This window comes from Falsibacillus albus (assembly GCF_003668575.1).
Classification (GTDB): Bacteria; Bacillota; Bacilli; order Bacillales; family DSM-25281; genus Falsibacillus; species Falsibacillus albus.
In genome coordinates this window covers 1-12,315 of the sequence record NZ_RCVZ01000002.1, presented here as the reverse complement: position 1 = coordinate 12,315, position 12,315 = coordinate 1, and the positions used below count along the sequence as shown (strand labels likewise).

The window sequence follows — 12,315 nt, the reverse complement described above, 5'->3', positions numbered from 1 at the left end:
GTTTCAGTAGGAAATAAAGTGCGGCCATTGGCAACACTAAAAGGAAGAAAGGGGCGGTGCCGATGTTTTCACTCCATAATGTTCAATATCAACATATTTTAAGGATTGAAGATATGCGGATTGAAAAGAAGGAAATCACTTGTATCGTAGGTGAAAGCGGGGCAGGCAAATCGACCCTCCTAAAACTCCTGAACCAAATGATATTGCCGGACAAAGGAGAAATTCTTTACAAAGGAGAAAATATTCGGGATATCGACTCGGTGAATTTGAGGAGAAAAGTAGTAATGTTAGCCCAGCAGCCTCTTGTCTTCCCGGGGTCCATTGAAGATAATCTGCAGAAAGGATTGCGGCTTTCTGAAAAAGATGATGCCTCTTTGAAAGAATTGGATTCGATTCTAAGGGCTTTTTCACTGCAAACCTTGAAGCTAAGTCAAAGCATCGAAACATTATCTGGAGGGGAAAAACAACGGGTTGCGTTGGGAAGAGTGCTGTTGATGAAGCCTGAAGTCTACCTCTTGGATGAACCTACTTCAGCACTTGATGATGAAACCGCATTTGATGTGATGACGGAATTCTTGAATCGGGCCAAATCACAGGGATCAGCGGTTGTCATGGTGACCCACTCAAAGATGATTGCAGAAAGATTCGGCGAACGTATGATCAAAATGGATAAACAAGAGCATTAGAAAGGAGTCATCATGGAATCAAAAGGGATTATTGATATAGAATTTTGGCGTTTATTGGCCGCTTATGTATTTGTCATCATACTAATCATCATCGTCAAAATCAGAAAGATCTCCAGAGAAAGACAGATTGTCATTGCAACATTGCGGATGACGCTTCAATTGGTCATGGCGGGATATATCCTGATTTTTATCTTTGATCATCCCCATCCATTGCTGACGTTGTTGATTATCGCGATCATGGAAACGTTCGCCATATATAATGTTTATAAGCAAATGAATGGTCATATCCCATCAATCTTTAAGAAAACAATCGCTGTTTCCATGGCAGGCGGCACCTTAATTAGCTTGTTTTACTTTAATATTATCGTCGTACATTTCGTCCCATGGTACTCACCGCGTTATTTCATTCCCATTGCAGGCATGATAGTTGGAAATTCAATGACTGGAATAACGCTAGGTGCAAAGAATTTGCTGCAAAGCATCCGTGATCAAAAGGAAAAAATTGAAGGTGCACTGATGCTTGGCGCAACACCAAAAACAGCGATAAAACCATTTGTCGATAATGCATTCGATTCCGCCATCCTTCCAACAATCAATAATATGGTCGGGATGGGGATCGTCTTTCTACCGGGAATGATGACCGGCCAGATTTTATCAGGCGTCAGTCCGCTCGTGGCAATTGAATACCAAATCGCCATCCTATTGGGGATTTTAGGAAGTGTTTCCTTGACGGTCATTATTTTTATATGGCTGATCACTAGATTCTTATTCAATAAATATGCACAATTGGGTGTATAGGGAAATAAGCTGTTCTCTTTCTTGTTCTATTTTTTGAAGGGATTAAATATACTTCCAAAAATGGATTTGTTGGGGGATGGATGTAATGAAGCGTGAAATGGAACAGGCTGCTAGAGTCAAATCCACTGTAAATGAATTATTGCAAATGCTGATGAAAGAACAAAATGATTTTAATGAAAAAGAACTTCAATATGCAATCGAGCTTTTGGCCAGATCCGTACTTGACCTGGCAAACGTATATACGGATCTGGATTCCGATGTTGAGACCACGCTGAAGGCGACGCTGATCAAACTCAGGGTATCTTATAATGTTTTAAGCAAAGGGAAGCATTATCGATTGACAAAATAATTTAAGAGAATTAAAAAGACGGGATGTAATAGGGGATAGAACCTCATGCAATCCCGTTTTTATTTTTTAAATCAAAGGCAGTTGGAATTTGTTAATTCAGTTGCTGATAAAATAGTTTTTGGATCCATTCATAAGTTCTTCCAAGAATTGAAATACTAAAAAAGTGAGCATTACAATTGTCTTACATAGGTGTACATGCTATTCTTAAAAGTTGAAAGGGTATTCCTTTCAAAATTAATTGCTTGCCTTTATAAAGTTATGTGTTGACGAATTCTTCAAGATTGGATAATTTAATGAAGCGAGCATTATTTATATATGAATAAAGGAGTAGATAAATATGGTACAAAAGCAATTTACTGTAAAAGCAGAAACTGGAATCCATGCACGCCCGGCTACACTTTTAGTTCAAACAGCAAGCAAGTTCAATTCTGAAGTACATTTGGAATTCAAAGGTAAAAAAGTGAATTTGAAATCAATCATGGGTGTTATGTCTCTTGGTGTTGGCAAGGATGCTGAAATCACAATCATCGCTGAAGGCAATGATGAGCAGGATGCATTGAACAGCTTGGAAGAAACTTTAAAAAATGAAGGTTTAGCTGAGTAATGTCAAGTATCTTAAAGGGAATTGCCGCTTCTAACGGCATCGCAATTGCAAAAGCCTATCGTTTAGTAGAACCTGATTTAAGCTTTGAGAAAAAAGAAATTTCTGATAAGGAGCAAGAGGTTTCCCGCTTTCAGCAAGCGATTGCAACCTCAAAATCCGAATTGGAAGCAATCAGGGATAAAGCTAAAACTGATTTGGGTGAAGATAAAGCGGCAATTTTTGAAGCGCATCTTCTCGTTTTAAGCGATCCAGAGCTATTGACACCGATTGAAGACAAGATTAAAACCGAAGCTGTAAATGCTGAAGTTGCTCTTAAAGAAACTGCGGATATGTTTGTATCCATGTTCGAATCGATGGATAACGAATATATGAAGGAAAGGGCAGCGGATATCCGTGATGTAACGAAACGTGTACTGTCCCATTTATTGGGTGTACAAGTTGTCAATCCAAGCATGATCGCCGAAGAAGTGATCATTATTGCGGAAGATTTGACTCCATCTGACACTGCTCAATTAAATCGTCAATTCGTTAAAGGATTTACCACTGATATCGGTGGAAGGACATCCCATTCTGCGATTATGGCGAGATCTATGGAAATCCCTGCCGTAGTCGGGACCAAATCCGTCACTGATGAGATTCAAAACGGCGACTTGGTCATTGTGGATGGACTAAATGGTGAGGTACATATCAATCCGACACCAGAAGTCATCGATCAGTATAAGAAGGAACACGAAAAATATGAAGCGCAAAAGGCCGAATGGGCGAAGCTTGTAAATGAGCCGACAGTGTCCAATGATGGTCACCATGTCGAGCTTGGCGCAAATATCGGGACTCCGAAAGATTTAAAAGGAGTAACAGAACATGGCGGAGAAGCGGTAGGACTATATCGTACAGAATTTCTTTATATGGGAAGAGACGAACTTCCTACGGAGGATGAACAATTTTCCGCTTATAAAGCAGTCCTTGAGGGAATGGAAGGAAAGCCGGTTGTCGTTCGTACATTGGACATCGGTGGCGATAAGGAGCTTCCATATCTTAACCTGCCTAAAGAAATGAATCCGTTTTTAGGATTCCGTGCCATCAGGCTGTGTCTGGAAGAACAGGATATTTTCAGAACACAATTGAGGGCGCTGCTGCGAGCAAGTATTTATGGAAATCTAAAAATCATGTTCCCGATGATTTCAACTTTAAATGAGTTCCGGGAAGCGAAAGCCATTCTTTCTGAAGAACAGGCTAAGCTTAATGAAACTGGTGTAAAGACTGCAGACAACATTGAAGTTGGCATCATGGTCGAAATCCCCTCTACCGCAGTCATGGCGGATCTTTTTGCTAAGGAAGTCGATTTCTTCAGCATTGGGACTAACGACCTTATCCAATATACAATGGCAGCAGATCGCATGAATGAAAGAGTATCTTACCTTTATCAGCCATACAACCCAGCCATCCTTCGCTTAGTGAAAATGGTAATTGATGCTGCGCATAAGGAAGGCAAATGGGCAGGTATGTGCGGAGAAATGGCTGGCGATGAAATTGCAATTCCAATTCTATTAGGGTTAGGATTGGATGAATTTTCAATGAGCGCCACTTCGATTTTAAAGGCCCGTTCCCAAATTTCTCGTTTGAACCACAAAGAAATGAAAGAACTTGCCAATGACGTATTGCAGCTTCACACGAATGATGAAGTAATTGAAGCTGTAAAAAAAGTTACTGAACTGTAATTTATTTGTCACATAAATTCAGGTGTACAGTTATAATTTTGAGGGTATGAAATAAACAAGCACAATGGTAAGACTTTAAGCTTTTTTATTCTCATTTCCCCCTATTTTTGGGTGGAGCTTCATGCTCCACTCTTTTTTTATTTTCAAATGAAAAGGTTTGCAAAACGTATTATATAACATGTAAGCGCTTTTTTAAAGAGTTATTTTCAGCCATGACCTTTCACTTCAGTTATAATGAAGATAGAAATGGGGGGATAGAATGGAGCTCAACCTAAAAGGGAAGAATGCGCTAGTGGCTGCATCAAGTCAAGGGCTGGGAAAAGCGATCGCGGAAGCACTTCTTAGAGAAGGTGCCAATGTCATATTGACGAGCCGGAATGAAGAAAAACTGGCACAGGCTGCAGCCGATTTATCAGGATTAGACGGAAGGGTGGCTTACTTTCCTTGTGACATTACAAAATATGAGCAAATTAAAAGTCTTGTCCAGTGGGCAGGGAAAAAAAGTGGATCAATTGATATCTTAATAAATAATTCTGGTGGACCTCCTGCAGGGAAATTTGATGAGCTGAGCGATGATGAATGGCAGTATGCCTTTGAGTTGAACCTGCTTTCCTATGTTCGAATGATCCGAGAAGTACTGCCATTGATGAAAGATGCTGGTGGCAGCATCATCAATATTGCTTCCTCCTCAATCAAGGAACCTATACCAGGTCTCATTTTGTCCAATACATTCCGAACGGGTATCGCAGGACTGACTAAAACGTTGGCACAAGAATTGGCCCCGTATAATATTTTAATCAATACTGTAGCACCTGGTAGGATTGACACTGACCGAGTCAAACATTTGGACGATTTGAATGCTGAAAAAATCGGGATGCATATTGACCAGTTCAAGGAACGGATGAAAAGCAATATTCCATTGGGGCGTTATGGGACCCCTGATGAATTTGCCAAAGTGATTGTATTCTTGGCATCCAGTTCAAATACATATATGACCGGAAGTACCTTCATGGTCGATGGCGGTATGGTGAAATCCATATAAGGCTCTTTGAAACGGTACTAGGATAGGATCAAAAAAATAGGCGGATTTTATCTCTTTCCAGATGTTGATTGGAGTGCTAGTCGTAGACTCGTACATTATGCTTCTTCGTGCGGCGTTGATTCCATGTCCTGCGTGATAAGAGGAGTCCTAGAGACCACGGAAAGCTAAGGCTTGGACGGAAATCAACAGCGGTGTTTAAGAGAGCAAAAAAAAATATAAAAAAAGGTTTGAACAAGTTAGCAGGGGGTATACTATAACCAAGCATAAAGTTGGAGATTTCTCACATACCCCCCTTTTTTTGAGCCTGTGAAAACAGGCTCTTTTTTTTTTTCAAAGGATGAAACCTGATAAAATTAATATAAAGTGAATTTCAACAATGATGATTTTCCAACCATTTTGAAAGGGTGAAAGCATTGGAATTAAGAACAATAGGCTTCATTGGAACTGGTGTCATGGGTCAAGGAATGGTGAGAAACCTTATAAATGAAGGTTATTCTGTATACATATATAATCGCACGCACTCAAAAGGAAAGGTTCTGGTGGAGGAAGGTGCGTTTTGGTGCGATACGATTAAGGATCTATCCAGTCAAGTAGATATGGTCATTACCATGGTTGGCTATCCAAAAGATGTAGAGGACATTTATTTTGGTGCTGAGGGAATTATCGCAAATGCCAAACCTGGGACAATACTTGCTGATATGACCACTTCAACCCCGACTCTTGCCAAGAAAATTTACAAGGAAGCATTGGAAAAGGGGATGCATGCAATAGATGCACCTGTATCCGGTGGTGACATTGGAGCCAAAAATGGAACGCTCACCATCATGGCAGGCGGTGATGAAGAGGCTTTCCGTTCAGCGGGGGAAGTATTCCGTGCAATGGGGAAAAATATTGTTTATCAAGGTGGGGCTGGAAGCGGACAGCATACGAAAATGTGCAATCAAATCGCCATCGCTTCCAATATGATTGGAGTGTGTGAAGCATTGGTTTATGCTGAGAAAGCAGGTTTGAATGCCGGGACTGTGCTGGAAAGCATATCATTTGGAGCCGCCGGCAGCTGGTCGCTATCCAATTTGGCTCCACGAATCTTAAAAGAAGATTATTCACCGGGATTCTTTATTAAGCATTTTATTAAGGATATGAGCATCGCCTTGGAAGAAGCCGAAAAAATGGATTTAAAGCTTCCAGGTTTGAAAATGGCCAAGCAAATGTACGAGGAACTAAGTAATGATGGTGAGGAAAATAGCGGAACACAGGCATTGATAAAATATTGGCTTTCAAATGAATAAAAATGGTCCAACCCCTCAAACTAAAAAAAAGGAGGGAAAAGTATGGCCAAACGTACGAAAAAAAATGATGCAGATCAAAAAAATAAAAAAGGATTTGATTCTGCTGTATTAAACCAGGAATTTGCCCATGAATTTGGCAGCGCCGCAGCAAATAAAATCCATAAGGATAAAGCCAAAAAAGAAAAAGCCCCTAAAAATAACGGGGAATATCAAAAATAGGGTTTCACTAAAAAGGCAAGGCGAAATTCAATCTTCCGCCTTGCCTTTTTGCTATTCATGCAATTCTAAAAACCTTTGAAGCCTGTCCAAGCCATCTTTCAACGTTTCCATAGCACATGCGTAGGATATCCTGAAAAACCCTTCACCATACTTGGAAAACGCACTACCCGGCACAACCGCCAATTTTCCTTCTTTGGCAAGTTTGACGGCGAAATCAAAGGAAGATTCCTTAATGGTTTCCGGAATTTTAACAAAAAAATAAAAAGCTCCTTCAGGAAGGACTGTTTCGAGTCCCATGTTCATCAGACGCTCGTATACGTAATCCCTCCGCTCTTTATACTCATCCGTCATAGCCACTGCATCATATTTGCCATTGGCCAATGCTTCATGGGCAGCCTTCTGAGAAATCGAAGATGCACAGGATACATTATATTGATGCACCTTCAGAATATGTCTTGCAATGATTGATGGGGCGAATAACAACCCAATCCTCCATCCGGTCATTGCATGGGACTTGGATAAACCATTGATCAGGATGGTTTGCTCCCTTAAAAACTTGGCAATGCTGACATGATTCTGTTCATATACTATTTCACTGTATATTTCATCTGCTAGAATAAAGATTTCTTTCCCTTTGATCAATTCGGAAATTTCCAGTAGTTCTTCTTTTGAAAGACTTACTCCCGTGGGGTTTGAGGGATATGGAAGTATGATGCATTTGGTCTTTTCCGTGATCTGCTCGTTGATTAATTTTGCTGACATTCGAAATTTATTCTTTGAAATATCAGTATATACCGGGACCCCTCCGCTTAGTCGGATAAGCGGCTCATAGCCAGGATAAACAGGGCCGGGGATGATTACTTCATCTCCCTTTGATAAAATTGTTCTAAGGGCTATGTCCAGCGCCTGACTGGCACCTACGGTCACGATTACTTCTGAATTTGGATCGTATGTAAGTCCGTACTTTTCTTTTACAAAATCACAGGCAGCTTCCCTTAAAGAAAAATACCCTGCATTATGGGTGTATGAAGTGAAGTTTTCCTGAATGGCCGATTCTCCAGCTTCTTTTATATGTAGGGGTGTGTGAAAATCTGGTTGGCCGATCGTTAAGGAAACCAAATCATCGAAATCATTGACCATATTGAAAAATTTTCTGATGCCTGAAATTTCGATGTTTTTAACAGTCTGATTCAATAAGTGTTCCATGAGGATTCTTCCTTCCTGCATATTAGTACGTTCATTCTACCATTAAATTTAAGGATTCATGCAAAAAAAGGTTAAAAGTGATTCATTTGGGTTAAAGAAAGAAAAGATAGACTTTATCTTTTCCTAAAGCTTGTTGCTATTCGTCAAAACTTGTGCAAGCTTGTTTTCCCTGCAGGTTGCTCGCTTTCCGAAGGGCAGGCGATGAGTCTCCTTGCTCCGCTGGGGGATCCTTGCCTGCTGATCTCTACGGAGTCCCGCACCTTCTACTCCAACCAACATCACATGAAGAATAATTAGTGAAAAATGGAAATTTAAACAATATTATAAAACATTCAAAAATAAAAGAAATGTAAAGGAGCTGCTTCATGATCAGGACTTGCACCTGTCTGCAGGATGGTACCATCAAGTATGACGTCCCTCTCCGTGCAGTAAAAGACAAAAATGTAAAATGGTATTGGGTGGATTTTTCCAACCCAAACAACAATGAAGCAAAACAATTATCGAAGGTGTTTCATTTTCACCCATTGGCTATCGAAGACTGCCTGGACGGTTTCAGCCAGCGGCCGAAAATCGATTTTTATGATCAATATTTTTTCATTGTCCTTCACGCACTGAACGTCTCAAGTTTGGACCCTTATGAGGTGGACCTTTTCATTAACGAGAAATATATTGTCACAGTACATAAAAAACCAGTAAGAGAACTCAATAATTTGTGGGATCAATTGAAAAAGAAAGACAGTGCTTCCCAAAGTCCTTTTTCAATCATGCACGCCATTGTCGATAAGCTTGTCGATGATTTCTTTCCGCCAGTCTATCAAATTGAAGACCGGCTCAATGTAATAGAGGATAATACAGAAGAAGAAACGATTAATGAATTGATGGACAAATTGTTTGATATCAGGCATGAAATGTCCAAGCTCCGAAGATCGCTCCTGCCCATGAGGGATCTGCTTTACCGCATTCTTCATTCTGATCGGATGTCTTTCCTGAAAGATCAACAGCTATACTTTCAAGATGTGTATGATCACCTGATCAAGCTTGTGGAAATGCTTGAATCGTATCGTGAATTTTCAGCAGATGTCAGAGACAGCTATCTTTCCATCAATTCAGACAAAATGAATAATATCATGATGACGTTGACTGTCATTACAACCATATTCATGCCATTGACTTTCATAGCGGGGCTATATGGGATGAATTTTCAATACATGCCTGAATTAAGATGGAAGTACTCTTATTTTGTAGTGTTGGGGATTATGTTCCTTATCGCCGCAATGATGTTCATGATGTTTGTCAAAATAGGCTGGCTTCGGTTTGGCAGGAGAAAAAAGAAAAAGAAAAGATTAATTAAAATAAAGTAACTTATTACAATTTATATTATAATGTGTGGGAGATGATTTTTCTCTATTGCTTTATTTTGGTAAAAATGGAGGTTTTTTTCAATGGAGGCTGCAGAAAATCAAGAGTTTTCTTATGAAAAAAAGCCGGCATATGCAGGTTTTTGGGTCCGGTTTGGAGCCTATGTAATCGATAGCCTGATTTTAGGCATTCCGCTTGGCATCATCAATGTGCTGATTGTAATCATGTTTTTTGTACCAACAGGCTTTTTCGATGCTGTTAATGAAACGGGCTATGGAGAGCCGCAATTGACAAACGGGCAGGTTGTTGGCATGTTAGCCACATACGCATTCTTAATGATCTTAAATTTACTTTGTTCTATATTTTATTTTGCGGGATTTCATGCATCCAAGTACCAAGCAACCCCTGGAAAGCTCCTGCTTGGACTTAAAGTTACAGATGTAGCCGGAAATCGGATTTCCTTTTGGCGAGCTCTCGGAAGGCTGCTTGCAATGAGTTTTTTATCTTCCATCCTGATGATTGGCTACATAATCGCAGCATTTACAGAAAAGAAACAGGCATTGCATGATTTGATTGCAGGAACATATGTGGTGCGAAAATTATAATTAACCTGAAACATATCGGAAATGGAGTATGAATTCATAAAGAATTTGTACTCTTTTTTTGTTCAAATTGCTATGTTTAAGAGATTTAGTATGAAAAATTCCTTTCTTTTCATGATATAGTAAATAAATGTAGAATAATGAATTAATCATGAAGGAGGAGTTTGTTTTCATGAAAAATGAAAAAGGAATATTGCTGGAATCCGGTACGAATGAATTGGAAATCATTGAATTTAAAATTTTGAATAATACATTCGGGATCAACGTAATAAAAGTAAAGGAAATCATCCAACCCGTCCCGGTCACAAAAATTCCCCATTCACATCCGATTGTTGAGGGGATCATTCAGCTGCGGGGAGAGGTGCTTCCTGTCGTCAACCTTGCCAAAGCATTAGAAATGGAAAATGAAAAGAGTGGATCTTCAGACGAGAAATATATTGTATCCGAATTCAATAAACAAAAAGTGGTCTTCCATGTTGATCATGTGACGAGAATACATAGGATTTCCTGGGACCAAATTGAAAAGCCTTCTGAAATGTACCAAGGGAGTACAGTCCAGATTGTCGGGGTCATAAAGAGGGATGATGAAATGGTCCTTATGATTGACTTTGAAAAAATTTTGTTGGATATCGATCCAAGCTCTGGGATCAATATTGAAAAGGTTAAAAAATTGGGACGAAGAGAGCGCTCAGGTAAAAAGATCATTGTGGCAGAGGATTCACCGCTGCTCAGAAAGCTCCTTCATGATACATTAGCCGAAGCAGGTTATGTGAATGTAGAATTCTTCGAAAATGGAAAGGATGCTTACGCCTACTTGGAAGAAGCGGGGGATTCAGCTGCAGTGAATGTGAATTTGGTCATCACTGATCTAGAAATGCCGCAGATGGATGGTCATCATTTAACCAAGAAAATCAAATCCAATCCGCAGTTATCGAAAATTCCTGTACTGATCTTTTCATCATTAATCACAGATGACTTGAGGCATAAAGGTGATATGGTCGGTGCGGATGGACAGGTGAGTAAACCTGAAATAGCCGAGCTTGTCTTAAAAATTGATCAATTCATTAATTAAATTAATATCGATCGATTCAGAAATTTGATGGGGGGAGATGGGAATTGCATTTAATTCAAAAAGCCAGGGACTTTGCTTTTACGGCTCATTTAGGTCAAAAGCGAAGGTTAAGTGATGAGCCGTATTTTGTTCATGCAGAAAATGTGGCGAGGCTGCTGGAAGAATCGGGTTTATCAAAAGAGTGTATTGCTGCTGGATACTTGCATGACGTTGTTGAGGATACACCTATCACAATGGATGAAATTACAAATGTATTTGGAGATAAGGTCAGCATGCTTGTAAAGGCGAATACAGAAGATAAAAGCCTGAACTGGGAAGCTCGGAAGCTCCATACCATCAACAGCATAAAAACCGCAAGCTTCGAAGAAAAAGCATTGATTACTGCCGATAAGCTGGATAATGCATCATCCTTATTGAAACATCATGAACGATTGGGAGATGAAATGTGGTCTTCATTCAAACGTGGGAAGGCGCAGCAAGTTTGGTATTATCAACAAATCGGTGAACAGCTTGAAAAATACAGAAAACATGATGAGCCATCAGATTTATTAGAGGAGTTTTTGAAAGTATTGGCTAAATTAAAAAAGCTGTCCTAATAGAGGGACAGCTTTTTGTTATATGGATTTTAGAAAGCTTAAAAAAAGCTGTCGCCCAATTTCTTGAAGACCGGCTTTGTATACGTGCTTTTTTTATGCTTGCTGTCCGTTTTTTCTTTAAAGCCTGTGTATTGCTGCAGCAGCTTTTTTGCTTGATTTAATGGCATGCGGTAATTGGGGTTGCGGGTAGAGTGATCCAATTGCCCAAGATGGGTAAGGTTTTCGAAGTCATCCTTTGAAGGGGGGATATGAAACAAATATTCGCCGCATTTAACCAAAACGTCGGATTGCTGTTTGCTAAACTTTGGATTTTCAGAAAAATGCAGGCCGATTTTTTTCGCTTTTCCTTCTTTGATCATTTTACAGATAGCTTGTCTCTTCAAATTATAAAGGAATTTAGGGTTAGTCGCAGTCTTTGCGTGCCGGTTGACTGTAAATAAGGCTCGGGCGAGGTTTTGGGTAGTAGTGTTTATAGAGGTGGTTCTTTCGTGAGAATTCAATCTGCAAACTCCTTTCATCGTTAATATTAATGCATGATTATAGTATACTACTTTTTCACTTTAAAGGAAAGCTTCATTTGGGTAAAATCCCTTAAATACCCAATTGTACCTAAACATATAAGATCATAATTACAATGTACAGCTCCATATAAAGGGATGTCCTATTGTAATTTCTTGTGTTTATAGCTTTTATTTGTTATCAGCATGGAGGTCAGATGCCCGTCACGAGCGGAAATCGAAATGAAGGGAATCAGAACAGGAATCTGGTGCCCGTC

14 protein-coding genes are annotated in these 12,315 nt (G+C 39.7%); 12 read left to right on the top strand and 2 right to left on the bottom strand.

All coding sequences use genetic code 11. The features are described from left to right. Nucleotides 1-62: 62 nt before the first annotated feature. The 8 genes from D9X91_RS02695 (at nucleotide 63) to D9X91_RS22685 (ending at nucleotide 6,705) form a co-directional block, all read left to right on the top strand. On the top strand, nucleotides 63-686 hold the full coding sequence (locus tag D9X91_RS02695) for an ABC transporter ATP-binding protein (protein WP_121679035.1): 624 nt from the start codon (nucleotides 63-65) through the stop codon (nucleotides 684-686). 12 nt (nucleotides 687-698) lie between these two features. Next, nucleotides 699-1,484 (top strand): ABC transporter permease, encoded by a 786-nt coding sequence (locus tag D9X91_RS02690; protein WP_121679034.1) that lies wholly within the window; start codon nucleotides 699-701, stop codon nucleotides 1,482-1,484. An 85-nt stretch (nucleotides 1,485-1,569) separates the two neighbouring features. After that, nucleotides 1,570-1,833, top strand: a complete 264-nt coding sequence (locus D9X91_RS02685; RefSeq protein ID WP_121679033.1) for a hypothetical protein — start codon at nucleotides 1,570-1,572, stop codon at nucleotides 1,831-1,833. 337 nt (nucleotides 1,834-2,170) lie between these two features. After that, nucleotides 2,171-2,437: a phosphocarrier protein HPr gene (locus D9X91_RS02680; protein WP_121679032.1), complete on the top strand. Its 267-nt coding sequence runs from the start codon at nucleotides 2,171-2,173 to the stop codon at nucleotides 2,435-2,437. Further along, nucleotides 2,437-4,155: a phosphoenolpyruvate--protein phosphotransferase gene (gene ptsP, locus D9X91_RS02675; RefSeq protein WP_121679031.1), complete on the top strand. Its 1,719-nt coding sequence runs from the start codon at nucleotides 2,437-2,439 to the stop codon at nucleotides 4,153-4,155. Before D9X91_RS02680 ends, ptsP begins: the two co-directional genes overlap by 1 nt. Before the next feature lie 259 nt (nucleotides 4,156-4,414). Then, a complete protein-coding gene (locus D9X91_RS02670; protein ID WP_121679030.1) occupies nucleotides 4,415-5,197 on the top strand; it encodes an SDR family oxidoreductase in 783 nt (260 codons plus the stop codon). A gap of 413 nt (nucleotides 5,198-5,610) precedes the next feature. Next, nucleotides 5,611-6,486 carry an NAD(P)-dependent oxidoreductase gene (locus tag D9X91_RS02665; RefSeq protein ID WP_267900796.1) on the top strand — a complete coding sequence of 292 codons (876 nt, stop codon included), beginning with the start codon at nucleotides 5,611-5,613 and terminating at the stop codon, nucleotides 6,484-6,486. A gap of 42 nt (nucleotides 6,487-6,528) precedes the next feature. Next, nucleotides 6,529-6,705, top strand: coding sequence for a hypothetical protein (locus tag D9X91_RS22685; protein WP_199738067.1), 177 nt, complete (start codon nucleotides 6,529-6,531; stop codon nucleotides 6,703-6,705). Nucleotides 6,706-6,756: 51 nt separating this feature from the next. Here D9X91_RS22685 and D9X91_RS02660 read toward each other — a convergent pair whose 3' ends face one another. Then, complete coding sequence (locus D9X91_RS02660) at nucleotides 6,757-7,911, bottom strand: aminotransferase A (protein WP_121679029.1); 1,155 nt, start codon at nucleotides 7,909-7,911, stop codon at nucleotides 6,757-6,759. Between the two features lie 365 nt (nucleotides 7,912-8,276). Here D9X91_RS02660 and corA point away from each other — a divergent pair, with 365 nt between their 5' ends. The 4 genes from corA (at nucleotide 8,277) to D9X91_RS02640 (ending at nucleotide 11,540) form a co-directional block, all read left to right on the top strand. Next, nucleotides 8,277-9,272: a magnesium/cobalt transporter CorA gene (corA, locus tag D9X91_RS02655; protein ID WP_121679028.1), complete on the top strand. Its 996-nt coding sequence runs from the start codon at nucleotides 8,277-8,279 to the stop codon at nucleotides 9,270-9,272. Nucleotides 9,273-9,353: 81 nt separating this feature from the next. After that, complete coding sequence (locus D9X91_RS02650) at nucleotides 9,354-9,875, top strand: RDD family protein (RefSeq protein WP_121679027.1); 522 nt, start codon at nucleotides 9,354-9,356, stop codon at nucleotides 9,873-9,875. A gap of 169 nt (nucleotides 9,876-10,044) precedes the next feature. Continuing rightward, complete coding sequence (locus tag D9X91_RS02645; RefSeq protein WP_121679026.1) at nucleotides 10,045-10,944, top strand: chemotaxis protein; 900 nt, start codon at nucleotides 10,045-10,047, stop codon at nucleotides 10,942-10,944. 44 nt (nucleotides 10,945-10,988) lie between these two features. Beyond that, the gene (locus tag D9X91_RS02640; protein WP_158598219.1) at nucleotides 10,989-11,540 is read left to right on the top strand and encodes an HD domain-containing protein; all 552 of its coding nucleotides are present in this window, start codon (nucleotides 10,989-10,991) and stop codon (nucleotides 11,538-11,540) included. A 38-nt stretch (nucleotides 11,541-11,578) separates the two neighbouring features. On the opposite strand, the gene D9X91_RS02635 is transcribed toward D9X91_RS02640, so the two are convergent. Beyond that, on the bottom strand, nucleotides 11,579-12,040 hold the full coding sequence (locus tag D9X91_RS02635) for a YkyB family protein (protein WP_407644168.1): 462 nt from the start codon (nucleotides 12,038-12,040) through the stop codon (nucleotides 11,579-11,581). Between the last annotated feature and the right edge of the window lie 275 nt (nucleotides 12,041-12,315).

Coding starts and splice junctions, on each gene's coding strand:
- D9X91_RS02695 (WP_121679035.1), top strand. CDS start 63: ATGTTTTCACTCCATAATGTTCAATATCAACATATTTTAAGGATTGAA.
- D9X91_RS02690 (WP_121679034.1), top strand. CDS start 699: ATGGAATCAAAAGGGATTATTGATATAGAATTTTGGCGTTTATTGGCC.
- D9X91_RS02685 (WP_121679033.1), top strand. CDS start 1,570: ATGAAGCGTGAAATGGAACAGGCTGCTAGAGTCAAATCCACTGTAAAT.
- D9X91_RS02680 (WP_121679032.1), top strand. CDS start 2,171: ATGGTACAAAAGCAATTTACTGTAAAAGCAGAAACTGGAATCCATGCA.
- ptsP (WP_121679031.1), top strand. CDS start 2,437: ATGTCAAGTATCTTAAAGGGAATTGCCGCTTCTAACGGCATCGCAATT.
- D9X91_RS02670 (WP_121679030.1), top strand. CDS start 4,415: ATGGAGCTCAACCTAAAAGGGAAGAATGCGCTAGTGGCTGCATCAAGT.
- D9X91_RS22685 (WP_199738067.1), top strand. CDS start 6,529: ATGGCCAAACGTACGAAAAAAAATGATGCAGATCAAAAAAATAAAAAA.
- D9X91_RS02660 (WP_121679029.1), bottom strand. CDS start 7,911: ATGGAACACTTATTGAATCAGACTGTTAAAAACATCGAAATTTCAGGC.
- corA (WP_121679028.1), top strand. CDS start 8,277: ATGATCAGGACTTGCACCTGTCTGCAGGATGGTACCATCAAGTATGAC.
- D9X91_RS02650 (WP_121679027.1), top strand. CDS start 9,354: ATGGAGGCTGCAGAAAATCAAGAGTTTTCTTATGAAAAAAAGCCGGCA.
- D9X91_RS02645 (WP_121679026.1), top strand. CDS start 10,045: ATGAAAAATGAAAAAGGAATATTGCTGGAATCCGGTACGAATGAATTG.